Origin of the sequence: Ureibacillus manganicus DSM 26584 (genome assembly GCF_000772945.1) — a bacterium.
Classification (GTDB): Bacteria; Bacillota; Bacilli; order Bacillales_A; family Planococcaceae; genus Ureibacillus; species Ureibacillus manganicus.
In genome coordinates this window covers 89943-107392 of record NZ_JPVN01000008.1, presented here as the reverse complement: position 1 = coordinate 107392, position 17450 = coordinate 89943, and the positions used below count along the sequence as shown (strand labels likewise).

Sequence of the window (17450 nt, the reverse complement as noted above, 5' to 3'; positions counted from 1 at the left end):
ACACATTCGACTAGATCGGAATGGATCGCTTAAGATTTTTTTGTAATTAATTAAGCATACCCATACCGCAGGGAGATGTGTGCCCCTGCGGTATTTTTGTGTCTTTTTTTACCGCAGGGGAGTCCCCCTGCGGTTTTTTCCATTTCTCAGGGTAATTTAAGGAGGTGATAAGACATGGTATTAAACATTTTTTCTCTCACGATTACTATTAAAAAACGTGAGGTTTCTCTTGAGAAAGCACTTCAAAATGAAAATGCGCAAAAAATCTTTGAAGATAGCCGAAGAAAAGTAGAAAATTATATGCGTTAAAATTAATTTTGTTAAAAAAATTTGAAAGGTGGGAATTGAGATGATTTATATGATTAGACGTTATGCAATTTTATTGGTGGAGAAAGACTCAACCTAGCTAGTCAAAAAATCCACCACAGCAGTTATCGGAAAAAATTAACAGATGGTCAAATGGCATATAAATATCTTTTTAGTCACTAAAATTTCTAAAAAGTAAATTATCCTCTATTATTTGAGAAGTTGACCATATTAAAGGACAGCCGAAACTATCTAATTCGCTCTCTTTTGAATCACAAAACACAAATAACTTTATCATTTCAACAAAAAAAGCATAACTATTCACTTATGGAATAGTTCATGCTTTTTTCTTTTTTCCCTACCTTGTTGCCTTTAATGTACACAACATATAAGCATTTGTGTGTTAATTCGTAAACTGCTCTTTAATACTTACTACAAAACCGTCTTTTACTTCAACCCAGAATACAACCTTATCCGAATACACGTTGTTCAGGAATTCCATGAATTCTTCCTTTTTTGTTGTACTGTAATTTCTATCTTCTCCTTCTTTATAAAATGAAAGAGATTGTAATACCACAAAATTGTATTCAGTATCTTCAGCTATTTTAAAAGATACTGTGTCTGTACTTGGATTATTTATATAATATCCATTAGGCATGTCAGATTGAGACAATCCTAACTCTGTTATTCGATCTTGGTTTTCATCTGTTATCCATTCAACCTCATCCAAAATAAGTGTATCTTCCACAATGTTTATGTGACCGATATACAAATCCTTATTGGGGTTAGCCACATCAGTCTGATTACAAGAGAACAATACGAAACTTACTAAACCTAAAATTAATAGAGTTAATAATTTTTTCATTTCTTATCCCCCATAATTTTTAATTTTGAAATCAATTGCCCCAGTTAGTTCAGTAAGAAACCCTTTATGGAAACTTGGAAAAGCAAAAAAGAGACAACAATGGTTATATACCCTAAGCCTTTTCTGCCTTTCTGAAATTCGGTGAATCTTGTAATCAATACAAATTCCCAGAAGAACAAAATAAAATACGACATTAACTTGTAATTTTGAGTAATCAGTTGATAGAGATATAAAGCAAAAATAATAATCACTATGATAATTCTAATGATTCCCAAGAATACATAGCACCTCTTATTAAGAAGGTATGTCTTTATTTTCACATTATTCTTTTACCAAAGGTTTTTGAACTAATGTGCCCCTTTAGTGCAATAACTTCTACAAAAAAGGACATTAATCCCTCTTGGATCAACGCCCTGTTAGTTAAGGAAAACATCTTTGATTGGAAAACCTACATTAATTGAATAAACAAACGAAGACTTGCCTGTTACAAGCACGTCTTTTCTATCACTCTAATCTTGCCTCAATTCTTCATAAAGTTCATCAAACCACGTCAAATCAATGGGTCCATTAAGTACATGATAATAATTTCCACGATTTACGGATAGTATACGATTTTCATAAATAGAAGCAATGATTGGTTTTCCTTTTGAATAAATCGTAATATAATACCCTTTTTCCTTTGAAACATCAGGATCCCATTCAGAATCCTTCATTTTTTTCACTCTGTATTGATTTAATAATTCCTTCAACTCTACTGCGTGCTTTTCTTGAACCGTCCTGTTTTCAAATTCATTACCAATAATGATGTAATCGACATTCTTGGTTTGGAACTGAATGACCTCATCCAGATCCTTCTCTCTATTTTCATTGAAAATCATCATAATAGGAATCATGACAATTATCGCTAAGAAGATTATGAAATTCCTTCGTTTTTCGAGTCCAAGTCTTAAGGAGATTTTGGTGACTTTTTCTGCTAAAAATCCGGTTAATGGAATAATTGCGACTATAAAAATGACTAAAGCAATGATTGTTTTTCCAGTCTTATTCAATGGTATCAAATGGTCAATAATATAAATGATAAGAACTGTGTTCATACCGCCGAGAATGATGAAGAAAATCCAGAATAATGTTTTTGCTTTTGCTTGGCTAACGCCTATCACACTTTCCCCCCTTTCCACCCAATAAAAAGTAAATGTATTTATTCCTCAAACCTAACCTTTTCCACCAACCTGACCCCTTACTTCAATAAGAAAAGGCATTTTTCCTTCTTGAAGAAACGCCTTCGTTCGTTTAATAAGGATTTAGATATATTGTAAATGCTGTTCACCATGAAATACCTTCAATATAAAATCCCTAGCTGGAACACTTTGTTTTTCATATGATAGTAAAAAATCCTTATTATCATAAGGTACTTCAAAAAAAGTAACTTCTATTTGACGAGCCATTCCAATACGCAGTTTTAAATATGGTGCAAATGGTTTAGTGTTACATCCTAACGAACTTGGATTGAGATAAAGTCTCTTACTAGATTTAAAGTGATGAATAATATGATGGTGTCCAAAACAGATAACGTCTGCATTAGAGTTTTTATAAATCTCGTCGAGTTTGTTGGTATTAGGTTCATAATCAATTGATAAAAATTTATCTTTTTCCCTTAAATGATAATGAACAAATAAAAAGTTTACTCCGTTTAATACTTTTTCTAGTTTATTTGGAACACTAGATAATCTAGGAATAAATTTCTCATCTAATCTAGATGCAATCCATTGATGGTGTTCCCTTTCCTCACCAACACTGCTTGGTTCTTTCCCTTGGATTATTCTTAATATTGCTTCATCATGATTTCCCTTTACAAATGATATATTTTCACGTGAAAACAAAATTTCAAGAACTTCATTAGTTTCATGACCAATTCCTATTAAATCACCAAGACAATAAATATGCTCTATTTGCTTATCTTTATCAATGTTTTCTAGAACAGCTTTTAATGCAGCGCTATTCCCATGAATATCAGTGATAATTGCAATATTAGTTTCCATTCTCATCACACCATCTCCATAAAAATTTGCCTGTCAACTTCAATTCTTTTGCCCTGTTAGTTTAATAAATTCAACAAAAAAAGCATCAATCCTTGAATCAATGCTTCCGTTAGTTGAAGAAGAAAAGGAGATGCTTATTAAACAATACTTCCCCATTAGCTTTATTCCCTCGAAAAAAAGTGCCAATACTTTTTAGATCAACGCTCCCATTAGTTTACTAAGAGTTAGTCAATTCTTTATTTACCTTTTCAATAATTGAAGGCAATTCCATTAAATCATCCACAATATAATCAGCATCAACATGATCACATTGAAAGTCTTTCTTCCAAATCCCTTTCATTCCTACATTCTTAGCAGCTTTCACGTCGTTTTCTGGATGATCCCCTATAAATATACTTTCATTTGCAGAAACATTAAGTTTCTCTAATGCTTTATTAAATAATTTTGGGTCCGGCTTTTTCATACCTTCCCATTCAGATACTAAGATCACATCAAAGTATTTATCTATATCTAAAGCCAAAATATTATCCATCTGAAATTGACCATATCCATTTGTAATCATTCCTAAAAGAAGATTGTTACTCTTTAATTCCTCCAGCATTCTAATAAGATTGGGAAAAGGAATACAGTTATTCTTAAATTCACAAATATAATCTTGAAGTAAATCTTCCCAAGTTATATCAACAATATTAAACTCATTGGCTAATTGTTGATATACTTTATCTTTCCAAACATAACCACGGTTATCCAATTCTATAAATCTTGTTACATACGTTTCTTTTGGTATATGCCCTATTAGTTTATGCAATCTATCGTATTGTCTATCTATAAACATTTTTACAGACTCATCTCTATTTAATAAAGTTCCATCCAAATCAAATATGGCTGCTTTAATCATTTTTAATTTTGCACTCCCCTTTAGTACAATAACTTACCGTTTATTCAAATAACTATTTCCCCTGGTCCTCTTCATTCTTTTTTATAGTTATCAGTTTCGACATAACAAAGTGAACGACTGCAATAGTTAATAGCAAATCCCTATATGGTTCCATTGTTCCTGCAAACCATGATGTAATAACATAAAAAAATCCAAATGAAATTAAGAGTAGGATTGTAACATAATGTTCAATGTATAACTTCATTTATTTCTCTCCCCCTCTGTATTAGTATGCTGTTCTCCATTTCTACAAGAAATATTCAATCCTCGACAATCCTTTGTCTCTTTAGTTCAATAAGAAAATAGCATTTACTTTTTGAAGAAGAGTGGATGTGTTTTATTTATCGGTAATTACTATCTTTTTCATCTTAATTTAGAGGAGAATTGATACATTAATGAAATAACAAATGCGATAATGCATGGATAACCTACTAACACAACTGGATTCATATGTTCTACTAAACTAAACTCTCCCCATTCAAGCCATAAACGCCATTCCATCCCTAAAGTACTAAATACCAAACTGACTATAAAAACCAATAACAGCCGATCTTTAAATAACCCTACAAATATATTCGCAATTACAAAATAAAATATAAGTGCAATAAATAAGAAGAACCATCCAAAACCTTTTAAACCTGGTATTACAAAAGTGAATGTGATACCAGTTATAAAAACAATTGCAATAATACTTATAATCAAAGAAAATAATCGTTTCATTTGTACCTGTTCATAAAAATTTCCACCTAACATTACTTAAGCCTCCTTCGGCTCACACAATTCCAAACCTGCCAAGGACTGTCTTAAACTAACCATCCCCCGTTAGGTGACATCAATTGAGTAAAAAATCCATTTTAAGTGTAACATTTAATCTTTATTAATTGGGATACATTTACCAATTTCCATCAAACGTCCTTGTCCTGTTAATGAAAAAAGGCATTAATCCCTCCATTGGATTAACGCCCTTGTTAGCTGAATTTCTTTTTTTTAATTAATATTCGACTGATTCCATAGCCAATAAATATAATTGAAATTAGTAGCGTCATCGAATTACTAACAGGAGTAAATAAACCGAGAATAAGTACGATAATACCTATGATAATTAACCCAAACCCCATGCAAATCCCCCTGAATACTTTAATAAAAATTCTTGTTTCCCGCCCATTCTCTTGCCCTTAATACTAATTTATCAGCATATTTTTGCTTTTCATCTTGATACTCATAATGATTTTCTGGATACTTTTTTGCCAATTTCATTTTAAGTTCTCCATACTTTTTAGCATCTTCTGGATGGTTAAATAAATAGTCTTTAAAGTCCAAATGTATTTTTATATTTTCATTACCAACTTGATAGATATGTAGGTGATGAGTTCTATTTTCATTCCCTTTCTGAAAGTATCTTCTTCCTGTAATCCCATTCTCCCCTCTTGGTTCATATCTAACTCTCGATAATTCTTTATTAAATAAATCAATTCTTTCAATATCTTTCACAACAGCTAAAATATCAATGATCGGTTTTGCGTAACCGATTGTTGGTACAGAGGTGCTTCCAATATGAAAAATATGAACTAATTCATCTTTCAAAATTTCTTTTAATAATTTTTCTTCCTGACTATATGCCTTACCCCAATCTTCAGTCCAAGGGCAAATTTTAGTTTTTCTCAAAGATCTCCCCTCCTATTCTATTTTATTTTATTTATCTTCTTATTATATATTTAATACATATTACAAATATAAAAAGCTATTCAACTTTGTCTTATATTAATAGAACATCAACTTTGAATCCAATCAAGGAGGTCATTCGTATATAGGGTGATTGAAAATTCGAAATACTTAGCAGAGGGGATTAAATGAAAAAAATAATCTTGTTTATTTTAACAACTTTGCTCTTGACAGCTTGTATAAAAAATGACGTTGCACTAGAGGCAAAAGTATCAGACTTTGAGGGTTCAGGATTTAAAAATAAATATGGACAACTTATCATTTTAGTTGAAGATGGAATATTGGTTGCTAGCAGTAGAATGATACTATCACATGAAAAGACTAAAAAGAGCAGTATAGATGAAGTTGTTGAGAAAGAAAATGCTGAATCTGGAACTAGTAATCTTTTTAAAATTTATAACAAAGGAAAGATTGAAACAAAGGGTTCAAAATACTATGTAACTCTTGATGATAATATTTCTTTAGAGTTTGAAAAAACAGGACAACGAATAATTAAAGATTCAAACGGTGTAGTATACTTCACTCAAGAATTTCCAAATAGCAATAATTGAATTATTGACCCCCTGAAAATAGATTATTCGAATTCGAATACGCTATTTTTTGCGAGCGAATGGCCTAGCTAAGTTGCATGTTTATTTCCTCTTTATTAGATGTTCTCTATCAAGTAAGCTGCCTCGATCGTTCAATAATTTCAAAAAAGGACATTAATTTTTCTTAGATTAACTTTTGATGCTTAAAATTTTTGATTTATAACGGTTAACCTTTTTCACATAATAAATTTGCATTTTAAATATAATGATTGTGTAACTCTAAACTTTTAAGGGAGATGGCAATTTGGCAAAGTTAATGGTGATGTATGAAAGACCTACGAACATTGATGATTTCGAAAAATATTATCAAGAAGTACATTTACCTATGGTACAGGAAGTGCCGAATCTTAAAAACGCGTGTATTAATAGAGTCATACAAACTCAAAATTCCTCTGAACCTATCTATTTAATCGCAGAATTAGAATTTGAAAACATGGAAGTTCTGCAAAACGCATTATCTTCAACTGGAGGACAAAAACTCCAAAATGATGTTGTTAATTTAGTCAAACTTTTACCAAAACCACCGATTGTTTGTATCACTGAGTGAGTTAAACTGAATAGTAGAAACAAAGGTTTGTTGAAAATGATGGGTGTTGCACAAAAATTTTTATAAAACTTTACCTGAATACTACCTTTGCCACTTCCTATTGTAAATATAACATCTTCGCCAACTGTCGAGATATTTCCAATAAGTTCCTTCCGTGTTTCAATGAAAGCATCTATTATAGATTCTACTGAATAGTCTACTAAATATGATATTTCTTCCTCATTTGTTGTCGTTGTTTGGAAACTGTGGAAAGTTTGCTCCATTAGCCATAGCTGGAACCTTCTTCAAAGGGGTTTTAATCCCTTGTTGGATTAAAGCCCCCGTTAGTTTAATAAAAATTAGTCCCATATTTTTGGACGTTCAATCCCCATTGTCCTCATATAGTCTAATAACTGACCTGTGTGAACAGATTCGTGATAAGCAATACGGAGTAACATATCCCCAAGTTTTCTAACATAACCCACATCAGAACGGTCTATTTCAACACTCTCTAAATCACTTACACTTAACTTTTTGATATAGTCAAAGAAATCTTCACGATAAGGTTTGGCAAATATAATCTCATTATCCACTGTTGTAAATCCCTTACCATCAAATGGATTAGTTATATTGGATAATGCTTTGCTTCCGCCTCCTATTAGAACTTGATGGTAAAGAAATTCACCTTGTAATATATGTCTAATCATTTCGGCACAAGTCATTGCATCTTCATCAGGTTTCCAATCTAACATATTATTGGGTATTGCTTTCCATACCTTTATACTTCTACGTCTAATTTCTTCAAAGTTTAAAATTATTAAATCATTCACATTCACTTTGTTTCTCCTCCTTTTATCTTATATTTATCTAATTCAACAATTTAGGACCATCTTCCTTGTTCAACTAAACTGCCCCGTTAGCACAATAACTTCAACAAAATAGGCATTAACCCTTCTTGAATCAACGCCCTCGTTCAATATGATAAATACTAAATGTTATTTATAGTTTTCAACATATTTAATCCCGCTATTTCAAATCCCAGTTCCTTATATAGCCTTCTAGCCCCTTCATTGCTGCCGAAAACATGTAGCTTAAAGTAAGAAATTCCTTCATGTTCTAACCACTCCTCAACATATTTCATCACTCTAGTTCCAAAACCTTTTCCTCTATATTTTTCAAAAATAAAAATTTCATAAAGAAAAGCACTTTTCTTTTCTTTTTCAACTTTTATCCAAACAAATCCAATTAACTGGTCGGCTTCGTGTATATTAAATAGATGATGATTAGTTGTATCTAAACCTTTAGGAAGTAAATTATTTAGCTGAACACGTGCTTTAGATAATGGTTCTTCGCTGCTTACTTCATGCACATTCTCCGATAGAATACCGCTATATCTCTCAACCTTAGCTTCGAAATAAATCGAGAATTCCTCTTTTGACATTTTCTTTAAAACAATATTCATTTTAATCTCCCCAATAATAAATGACATATCCTGCCCCGTTAGTTCAAGAAAAATACACTAGTCATGGTGGTTTTTACTAATCCCTTGTTTTCGGTTCAGAACTAAACTCTACAAAATCAGAAACTATGTATTCTCTTTCGATTTGTTCATTTTTGGTATTAATCCATGAAACCGTAACTTTGACACCACTTAATGCACGTTTAAGGTCATCTTCACTTAAAGCTTTTGTATAAATTACTGCTTCTTGATGATACATGGCAAAGTTTTCACTTTGATTGTCTTGAGTAAAACCTCCGCCACCGATATATCGACTAATACCATCTATCTCATTTAATACTCGAAACAAATTGAAAAAGTCAGATTCAGATATTATTATTTTCCTATCTTTAACAGAATCATCATGTTCCATATAAAAATCAAACTCAAGCATCTTGAAGTCATTAATTGAACCTTTCGTCTGGTCTATTTTCCTGTATTCATGTTCACTTATTGGGGAGATTATTACTTCGATTTCGATATTGGGTTCTGGTTCGTTACATGCAACTAGTATTACTACACAAAATAATACTGTGATGATTAAAATGAATTTTTTCATTCTCACACCCCCTAACTTTTTATAATGGAATCCAAAGGCTTATTAAAGTATTCTGCCCCTTTACTTCAATAAGAAAATGGCATTGTCCTTCTTGAAGAATAGCCTTCCGTTTAATATAAGTAGAATTACTCACAAAAGGGAATCCAAATTAGGAGGAAAAAAGTTAAAGAACAGGAATCTAATAAAAGTTATGTAAATATTTAATTTTTGTTTTTCTTTTCTTTATTTGATATTGACTTCAATACAACCCCTATAAAGAAACAAGCCATATACGATATTTCAACATAAGTACCATATTCTACTCGAAGCTCATTCAAGTAACCCATTGAAAATACTATTTTTAATAAAAGCAAAATACTGCCTATAAACAAAAAAATATTTGATATAGAATTTTTATTCATACTAAAACCCTCGTTAATTGAACAAACACGTTACAAATCGCCACTGTCATCCGCATTGTTCTTCTTTCTATCGCCAAAATACCTCCACATATGGTATATCGACCAAAATAAAGCTATAAAAATAATTATTAAAATTAGTGTAATATAAGGTCTTTCAAGAATAAAATCAGAGGCAAAAACAGAGAATAAGACCAAAAAAATTATGGCTGGGATTAAAAGAATCCAATAACGTTTGTCTTTAAAAGTGCTAAAACTCCACATACAATCCCCCCTAGAACCAATATTTTCCTTTTTAAGTAGAGATACCCATTTATTATACGACATTGTTCAACTAACCTGCCCCGTTAGTTAAAGTATTCAACAAAAAAGGACGGTAATCCTTTAATGGTTCAACGTCCTGATAAGTAAAGAGGAAATCACATCGTTATCAATATCATAACCCCAATAAAGATTACTCCTATACTGATAAGAATTAGTATTGTCTTTGTAAACCACCAGGGTAACAAAGATAAAATCAAGCTAAAGACAAATCCACTAAAAGTGCTACCACTATCAAAATTATCTCCATGTTCAGTTTTTGTATATTTAAATATCGTTATAAACAAAGCTAAAAAACCAAATAATATCAATCCAACTGCAATCAAATAATCCATATAATCACCAAGACAATTTTATCAAATATTCAACTAACCTGCCCTTTTAGTTCAATAACTATTTCTCTTGTTTATCTTCATTCTTTTTTATAGTTATCAGTTTTGACATAACAAAGTGAACGACTGCAATAGTTAATAGCAAATCTCTATAAGGTTCAATTGTTCCTGCAAACCATGATGTAATTACAATAAAAAAGCCAAATGAAATTAAGAGTAGGATCGTAACATAATGTTCAATGTATAACTCCATTCAAATCTCCCCTCTGAATTTTTATACCGTTCTATATTTCTACAACAAAAATCCTATCTTCTTACTCTACTATCCCTTTAGTTAAACAAGTTTAGTTCAATAAAAAGGGCGTTGAATCCTTCTTGGATCAACGCCTCCGTTAGTTCAATAATATTCCCTCAAAATGACTTAATTACTTTCACTTTTTATATTATTAAAAATGCTTAGCATAAATGTTAAACCTGCTACAATTTCAATCACACCAGAAGGAATAACATTTAAAAACCATACACCGAATGGGAAGTGCATTGATGTAATAGCGGATATTGGTAAAATGAGCGAAAAGAGAACACAAGGCAAGAATACGCAAATAAGTAAAGGTAGGTTAATTTGAAAAGTCCATTTCTTTATAAGAATTAAAGATAAGTAGATACCCCAAATAAAATGAATTATAAAAAAACCCCATATATTAGGTGCTATATTAAAAGTGGATGCTGAGTACGATTGTATTTGTTTTTCAATATCAAAACCGATGATTATTAATAAAAATAAACCTACAACCCAGGCTAACTTCCATAAATATGGTAACAATTTCTTCACGAACAGTCGCCCCTTTATATTCCTATTTATATATAACTATTCTTTTTACTTTATTCCATTCCTACTTCCTTACTTTAATAAGAAGAGGCAGTTCACCTTCTTATTAAATGCCCCCTATAATTGAATAATTATCAAGGTATTTCACTTATTATAAATCGGTAACTTTGATGTCCTTATGACATCTCCATTCTCAAGCGTGATTTCTGTATAAATGATGAAATAAGGTTCAAACGTAGAATTTCCAGATAATATCTTGTGTTTATTTATAACCATGTTAATATTTTCATTTGTATAGAACCAACCATCCGAAAAGTCAGTATCAGAAAATACTAAATTGATGCCTTCGTCTGACTCTGTTCTTAAAATATAAAAGTCTACCTTCTTAGCATTTTCAAATTCTAATAATTCGATTTGAAAATAATCATCATTAATCACATACCAATCATCATTAATTTCGTGGTCGGAATGGATCTTATAAATATCTTTTAATTCATAAAATGAGTGATCATAATCACCCAGTCTCGCAATGGCTGACCATCTCACCATCTCTATAGTTTTAGTCGCTACAGCCAACTCATTGATTTTCTTTGAATAAACTTCTTCTAAATAACTGATTTCCTAATCTTTATCAGTGATAAGCTCTTTCAAATAAGAAATCTCATTTGTTAAGTGTTCTTTTTCTGCATGAATCGTATCTAATTCTTTATTAGAGCACCCTAAAATTAATAGTAACGTGAATAAAAGCATTCCGATAATTAATTTTTTTTCATTCATCTACCACTCCTAAAAAGCGTCTATAAAAGAATCATTCATCAATACCAAAAGAAAATCCTTCTTAACCTGCTCCTTTAATTCTTCGAAAAATGAATCCAGCGTTACTTCAGTTTTACCGTAACAATCTCAGCTTCGGGCTTTTGCATTTTATAAATATCCGTTATTTTAGAATACATCAAGCCACCACCAAACAACATACAGTTTTGTTATATTATAACATTTTGGAATATTAAGGATATATAGCACATGCTCAACCCTTCGGTACCAATCCGTTAATCCTTTGATTCTATCTGATACCACTTTTCGGCATACGCTTATAACAAACAAGAACAAAGGAGTGTATAAAAAGATGTTTAAGTACAAAATTCTGCTAAAAATTACGTCGCCTACGAATCAAGTGCCTTCAGATTTTAGCGAAAGAAAAAGTGAAATTGAGGATGCAATTGATAAATTTAATCGCAAAAACTTGGGCCGGAAGCAACTCTCTGTCATTGAATTGTCGGACATAATAATCATAGGCTTAGAAACTAACGAATTAGTGAAAAACCCTACACGAGAATTAATACATTTTCCTCTGACCTGAAAAAAGAACATCTCTGGAATCAATTCACTAAGGAAAAATACACGCTATTTATGCAACATTACTAGAAGAACCAAAAGTGATACCAAAAGAAAGGGAACAAACTACCCACGAAAGGATCTTCTCAATCAAATCTATAAAGAACTAAAAACGTTAAAAAGGGATCACCAAAATATTTTGAAAGTAATAGACATTCAAATTGAGGACATTGAAAGAGGCAGGTTTATAGATTAATTTTATGAAAAGGTTAACTATCTTAACTAGGTTAACCATTGGTCATAGAACAGCTTCTGGTTAACTATAGTCCAGATAAAATTAAAAAGGAGTTCATGCTATTTATTAGCTAGAACTCCTTTTTCCATTAATTAAGCCTCACATGCCCATCGATCCTTGTCTCGATCAGTTTGATTCCTATATTTTATATTTCTATAGATTTTTAAATTCCTTCTATCTTACAATCAATAATAAAAAAGAACTAACATGGTAGGGTTTCCCACCTTTGTTAGTTCTACTATATTAAAAGTAATTAGTACTAATACCAGATAAGTTTTGGTTCTCTTGTTACGCAATCGATATGGACATTTGTAGAGATTGTACCACCAAATGTATGGTTTGAACCAAATGCAACATGGATGCTATCATAAGCTTTTTCATCTTCTAAAATTAGACCTGTGATACGCGCAGCGTGGTTTGTTCCTATACCTAGCTCACATAGAATTCTCCCGTCACCATCACCTAATATTGATAATAATTTATCGCCTTGTTCTCCACTAGCTTCTACTAACCGTCCATCAACAATAGTTAATAAGACAGGATTTCTTACAAGACCAATGCCAGCAATAGAGCCAGTAATTAATATCTTTCCTTGAGCTTGATATTCTATAGGTGCTATATATGCTTCACCTGAAGGCAAGTTACCAGAAGCACTACTTGATTTAAAAATACCTGTACTCGGAACACCCACTCTATCTTGTAATGGCACATCCAAACTATATTTTCCATCACCTGTTAAAATAGTTACACGTGTAGCTTTTGTTAATTTGTCTGCCATTTCTAACGTTTCTACCTCTACACGGATATAATCGGCCTTCATTGCTCCATTCAAAAACATATCTTCAGTAATTCCAGGCATAGTTATCACTTGAATACCCGCTTTATTAGCTGCTTTTCTAGCATTGGTGTGCGTTAATGAATGTTTTGTAATGCAAAATATAATTGAATGCTTCATCCAAAGTTCAACAATCTCCGGTGGCGGTTCTTCACCAGAACGTTCACGGTCAGCCATTTCAACATAAAATGCTTGTTTATTTAGCTCCAGTAACGCCTCATAAAAATCTTTTGCTAATTCACTTTTAGATGTATCTCCAAGCACTAACATTTTTGCATCTGGTGCAAGGTCGAAATTATTTTTTAATATCATTCGGACAATCTCAGTTAATTTACTCATATGTTTCTCCAATTTCTTAACAGATTTCCATTGCCACACGAGCAACTAGCGTACGTGGTAAAAAGACAGGAACGCCCAAGGCAGAAATTGCTTGTTGTTTATGTTGTTCGTTATATCCCATGCAGTCTAATACAATACATTGAATATTTTCGCTTTTCAAAGTGGCTACCGTATCCTCGATATCATTTTCTGTATAGGGATTCGCTGCAATTGCACAAACATTACACCCATCCCACTTTTCTAGTATTGAATGTTTCTGATCTTCTATTGGAATAACAATTCCTATTTTTTCATTTTTAAAGAGGCTTCGCACAACACCATCCAAAATTTTGTCTGGGTAAATGATTGGTTTTTCAGAAACCAACGTTTCAAAGGTTCCTGTACATAGAACTATAATTACTTCTACCTTAGAAGATAGTTGATTTATTTTTTCTTGTAATAAAGGCACTACTTTTGATTTCCCCATTGTTGCATAACTACCGTTTCGCAATCTGGAAACATAGGTTGTTTCACCTTCGTCTGGAAATAATTTAAGTATTTCACTAGACGTTAAATCATCTAAAGCTCCAGCTTCTATAAGAGAATAGTGAGTACCAAGAACCTTCTCCATTTCTGGCACTAAATCAATTCGAGGAGATTGACCTATTGTAATAACACCAATATTACTTTTCTTCATACTTGTTACCTAGAGTTTGTAGATGCTTCATAGAACCGTACAAATTAACTAAGTGTTCAAATTCTGGAGCATCGTAAAACTCAGCTGTTCCACCTGTAAATTCTTTAGCCACTTCAATCACATATCTTGCAGCCTGGGCAATGTCTACTTCATGACTTGCTCCAGTACCACATCCAGGTACCGCTGACTCAGTAGTAATTGCCACTCCTACCACTGGAACATCTGTTGCTACAGCTGGTTGCAGAATACTATTTACGTGGTATACATCATTACCATATGGTGTGATATCTTGAGTTGTAATTGCAAATGTTACTGGATTTATACCTGTAGTCATACTTAAAATACGAACTAAATCTGGGCTAAACTTTAGTATATAACCTTCTTTTACTGTTGGAGATATAGCAATGCCCTTATGATTGAAAATAACATTTCCTTTTGTTGTATCGATTGATAGAATAGCGTCTACATCACTAGTAATCTCATGTCTATTCATTGTTAAAATATCTACAGGTGAACCCATAAAATCCACTGGGTAATGTGGTTCTGTAGGGGCATCTGGACAAATATGCGTTGTAATGACTACATCACCTTTTAAACGATCTCCTTTGGTAGACATCTCTGCTAATTTTAAAGCAGCACTAACTGCTGCCACAGCGCCATCTGCATCCGAAACCATACCAATACGCGATGGTCTAGCACCAATTCCTCCAAGACGTCCAACGATACCCATTGTGCGGGAATTACCACCTACTAACTTACCTTCTGTCCCTCTAATTATAATTTTAATAAAATCCGTAGAACCTTTTTCTCCGTTTACCGTTTGTACATTAGTTTCAACAAATTCAAAACCTTCAAAAATCTTTGCCACATCTGCCCCTGTTACAAAGCCATTATCAATAATATCTATTACCTCTAAAGTTTGTTTAAGTGTCATAGTAATCTCCTTTTCTACTCAAAAATTTCTGTGATATATTTTTTCACTTCAATACCAAGTACTTCTTCAACAATTGTATAATTATCTTCCACAAACATTCCTCGGCCAAGTTTAAGGTTTTGATATGGTGCAGAGATAATATAAACAGGATGATTTTCTTCTAATTCTGCAGTAGTAATAGGTAATCCTGTTTCTTTTGAAAAAGTCATAATCAAATTTGGGAAAGTAGAAATTCGTTTGCCATTATGGTCAATCGACATATATTCATTCCAAAATGTTAAATCATACGCATCATCAGATGCTTTAACAGTGAAAGATCCTAAATCAAAGCCATCTTTTGTAATAAGTTCAAAGCTTTCTACATTACCTTCAACAATGATTTCTCCACCTAAAACTGTTGCAACATTCTGAACCTTCTCTTGTGGATTCGCTCCTTTAAGTAGCTCTTGACCTACCTCGTATGCATGAGAGATAGCTCCGACAGCTCCGAACCTTTCAATATAGCTAGCTGTAACTGGATTACGCGCAACGGTTACTAATCCTCCAGCCTGTACAGCTCCTTGGCGAATCATTTTAGAACAAGTTTCTAAACTGCCTTTCACAAACAATTCAACACGTGCTGGTGTTCCTTTTTTCCCACCAATACCTACTTGTATTGATGTATAATCGTTCAGTTCATTTAAACCCATAGAACCCATAATACCTGTAGGATGTGCACGTCCATTACAAGCTGCATCTAAAAGGGGTATATTTAATACAGCTGACTGAATAAGACCATTTACAGTTGCAAATCCTCCATTTTCATTTGTCATAATAGCAACTGGTGGTTTTTCTAAACTATCTATTAACATATCAATAGCTTGTAGGTAATCTGATGGTTTTACATACTGATCTTTTGCTGCTGGGGCACCTACACCTGAAACAGTTAAAATCACATCATCACTATTCAAGCTATCAAGTTGAATAAATTTCGGTTCGCCCATCTGAAACGCAAGTTTACCAAATTCCTCACCTTCTATTCTTGAGCCACCACCACCACCGCCTAAGATACAACCACCTAAAACTATAGCTTCTACTATTTCTACTGTTAACTCATCTATTTTCATCTAATTCCCGCCTTTACTTTTCCTTCTGAAATATCTTCTGCAAAATGACAACTCACTCTTGAACCATACTTTGTAATCTCTAATTCAGGCCTTTGTTTACATTTTTCTGTAGCATAAGGACAGCGTGTGTGGAATTTACATCCTTCTGGCATCTTTGTTGGACTTGGAATCTCACCTTCTAATGGGATCTTATTAGGCAGCATTTTGGATTCATTTTCATTTACCACAGGAATTGATGATAATAGCGACTGTGTATACGGATTTAATGGGTGATTATAAAGCGTTTCAACGTCACTGTACTCAACCACACTCCCCAAATACATAACCGCTACTTGATCTGCAAAATTTCGTACTAAACTTAAATCATGTGTGATGAATATGTACGTTAAATTTAACTTTTTTTGTAGATCCCGTAATAGTGTAATAATTTTTGCCTGTACAGATACATCCAGTGCAGATGTAGGTTCATCAAGCACAACTAATTTAGGATTTAGCGCAAGTGCACGAGCAATTCCAATCCTTTGCTTCTGTCCACCACTCAAAGAGTGTGGATTTCGATTTAAGAACTCTTCCGGTAATTCTACTAAGTTAATTAACTCACGAATTCGAGCTTCTCGTTGTTGTTTATTTCCAACCTTATGAATTAATAGTGGCGCTTCTAGGATATCGCGAATTTTTTTCCTTGGATTTAATGATGTTGAAGGATCCTGATGCACCATTTGCATCTGTTGTCTTAAAAGTTTTAATTCTTTTTGATCAATGTTCGTTATATCCCTATCATCAAAATTAATTGTTCCCTCAGTTGGATCATAAAAACGCATTATCGTTTTAGCTAATGTTGTTTTACCGGAACCAGATTCACCAACAATCGCTAACGTTGTACCTCGTTCTAACGTAAATGAAATATCATCAACTGCCTTTACATCACCTACTTTTTTCTTAAAAAAGCCTTTATTAATAGGGAAATATTTTTTCAATCCATTAATTTCTAACATATTATTGGACATT

24 protein-coding genes are annotated in these 17450 nt (G+C 32.5%); 3 read left to right on the top strand and 21 right to left on the bottom strand.

Annotated features, from left to right (window positions below; genetic code table 11):
* Positions 1–174: 174 nt before the first annotated feature.
* Entirely contained in the window at positions 175–309 is a 135-nt protein-coding gene (locus CD29_RS19960) for a YrzI family small protein (protein WP_081976194.1), read from the top strand.
* Positions 310–709: 400 nt separating this feature from the next.
* Here the strand turns inward: CD29_RS19960 and CD29_RS08195 are convergent, their stop codons facing one another.
* The 8 genes from CD29_RS08195 to CD29_RS08165 form a co-directional block, all read right to left on the bottom strand.
* Positions 710–1171, bottom strand: a complete 462-nt coding sequence (locus CD29_RS08195) for a hypothetical protein (RefSeq protein WP_036185212.1) — start codon at positions 1169–1171, stop codon at positions 710–712.
* Between the two features lie 509 nt (positions 1172–1680).
* Complete coding sequence (locus tag CD29_RS08190; RefSeq protein WP_036185211.1) at positions 1681–2331, bottom strand: hypothetical protein; 651 nt, start codon at positions 2329–2331, stop codon at positions 1681–1683.
* Positions 2332–2472: 141 nt separating this feature from the next.
* Complete coding sequence (locus CD29_RS08185) at positions 2473–3210, bottom strand: metallophosphoesterase family protein (RefSeq protein ID WP_036185390.1); 738 nt, start codon at positions 3208–3210, stop codon at positions 2473–2475.
* Between the two features lie 217 nt (positions 3211–3427).
* A complete protein-coding gene (locus CD29_RS08180; protein ID WP_036185210.1) occupies positions 3428–4108 on the bottom strand; it encodes an HAD family hydrolase in 681 nt (226 codons plus the stop codon).
* Positions 4109–4160: 52 nt separating this feature from the next.
* Positions 4161–4352: a hypothetical protein gene (locus CD29_RS08175; RefSeq protein ID WP_036185207.1), complete on the bottom strand. Its 192-nt coding sequence runs from the start codon at positions 4350–4352 to the stop codon at positions 4161–4163.
* A gap of 158 nt (positions 4353–4510) precedes the next feature.
* The gene (locus tag CD29_RS08170) at positions 4511–4900 is read right to left on the bottom strand and encodes a hypothetical protein (RefSeq protein ID WP_036185204.1); all 390 of its coding nucleotides are present in this window, start codon (positions 4898–4900) and stop codon (positions 4511–4513) included.
* Between the two features lie 215 nt (positions 4901–5115).
* Positions 5116–5265, bottom strand: coding sequence for a hypothetical protein (locus CD29_RS20215; protein ID WP_156111880.1), 150 nt, complete (start codon positions 5263–5265; stop codon positions 5116–5118).
* A 19-nt stretch (positions 5266–5284) separates the two neighbouring features.
* On the bottom strand, positions 5285–5812 hold the full coding sequence (locus CD29_RS08165) for a GrpB family protein (protein ID WP_036185201.1): 528 nt from the start codon (positions 5810–5812) through the stop codon (positions 5285–5287).
* A 185-nt stretch (positions 5813–5997) separates the two neighbouring features.
* Here CD29_RS08165 and CD29_RS08160 point away from each other — a divergent pair, with 185 nt between their 5' ends.
* Positions 5998–6420, top strand: a complete 423-nt coding sequence (locus CD29_RS08160) for a lipoprotein (protein WP_036185199.1) — start codon at positions 5998–6000, stop codon at positions 6418–6420.
* A 283-nt stretch (positions 6421–6703) separates the two neighbouring features.
* Positions 6704–7006 (top strand): EthD family reductase, encoded by a 303-nt coding sequence (locus CD29_RS08155; protein ID WP_036185197.1) that lies wholly within the window; start codon positions 6704–6706, stop codon positions 7004–7006.
* A gap of 338 nt (positions 7007–7344) precedes the next feature.
* Here the strand turns inward: CD29_RS08155 and CD29_RS08150 are convergent, their stop codons facing one another.
* From CD29_RS08150 to CD29_RS08080, 13 genes are all read right to left on the bottom strand, one after another.
* Positions 7345–7821 carry a DinB family protein gene (locus CD29_RS08150; RefSeq protein WP_036185195.1) on the bottom strand — a complete coding sequence of 159 codons (477 nt, stop codon included), beginning with the start codon at positions 7819–7821 and terminating at the stop codon, positions 7345–7347.
* Positions 7822–7973: 152 nt separating this feature from the next.
* Positions 7974–8447: a GNAT family N-acetyltransferase gene (locus CD29_RS08145; RefSeq protein ID WP_036185194.1), complete on the bottom strand. Its 474-nt coding sequence runs from the start codon at positions 8445–8447 to the stop codon at positions 7974–7976.
* A gap of 76 nt (positions 8448–8523) precedes the next feature.
* Entirely contained in the window at positions 8524–9042 is a 519-nt protein-coding gene (locus CD29_RS08140) for a hypothetical protein (protein ID WP_036185192.1), read from the bottom strand.
* Positions 9043–9242: 200 nt separating this feature from the next.
* Positions 9243–9443 (bottom strand): hypothetical protein, encoded by a 201-nt coding sequence (locus tag CD29_RS08135; RefSeq protein WP_036185190.1) that lies wholly within the window; start codon positions 9441–9443, stop codon positions 9243–9245.
* Between the two features lie 711 nt (positions 9444–10154).
* Complete coding sequence (locus CD29_RS08120) at positions 10155–10346, bottom strand: hypothetical protein (protein ID WP_036185183.1); 192 nt, start codon at positions 10344–10346, stop codon at positions 10155–10157.
* 168 nt (positions 10347–10514) lie between these two features.
* Positions 10515–10925 (bottom strand): hypothetical protein, encoded by a 411-nt coding sequence (locus CD29_RS08115; protein WP_036185181.1) that lies wholly within the window; start codon positions 10923–10925, stop codon positions 10515–10517.
* A 141-nt stretch (positions 10926–11066) separates the two neighbouring features.
* Complete coding sequence (locus CD29_RS08110) at positions 11067–11471, bottom strand: hypothetical protein (RefSeq protein ID WP_169716167.1); 405 nt, start codon at positions 11469–11471, stop codon at positions 11067–11069.
* Positions 11472–11543: 72 nt separating this feature from the next.
* Positions 11544–11699 (bottom strand): hypothetical protein, encoded by a 156-nt coding sequence (locus tag CD29_RS20210; protein ID WP_156111879.1) that lies wholly within the window; start codon positions 11697–11699, stop codon positions 11544–11546.
* Positions 11700–12811: 1112 nt separating this feature from the next.
* Entirely contained in the window at positions 12812–13726 is a 915-nt protein-coding gene (locus CD29_RS08100; protein ID WP_036185168.1) for an aminopeptidase, read from the bottom strand.
* A gap of 16 nt (positions 13727–13742) precedes the next feature.
* Entirely contained in the window at positions 13743–14402 is a 660-nt protein-coding gene (locus CD29_RS08095; RefSeq protein ID WP_036185166.1) for an AroM family protein, read from the bottom strand.
* A complete protein-coding gene (locus tag CD29_RS08090; protein WP_036185164.1) occupies positions 14389–15336 on the bottom strand; it encodes a DUF1177 domain-containing protein in 948 nt (315 codons plus the stop codon). The genes CD29_RS08095 and CD29_RS08090 overlap by 14 nt, the downstream gene beginning before the upstream one ends.
* A gap of 14 nt (positions 15337–15350) precedes the next feature.
* A complete protein-coding gene (locus CD29_RS08085; protein ID WP_036185162.1) occupies positions 15351–16442 on the bottom strand; it encodes an S-methyl thiohydantoin desulfurase domain-containing protein in 1092 nt (363 codons plus the stop codon).
* Positions 16439–17449, bottom strand: coding sequence for an ABC transporter ATP-binding protein (locus CD29_RS08080; protein WP_036185160.1), 1011 nt, complete (start codon positions 17447–17449; stop codon positions 16439–16441). The genes CD29_RS08085 and CD29_RS08080 overlap by 4 nt, the downstream gene beginning before the upstream one ends.
* Position 17450 lies beyond the last annotated feature (1 nt).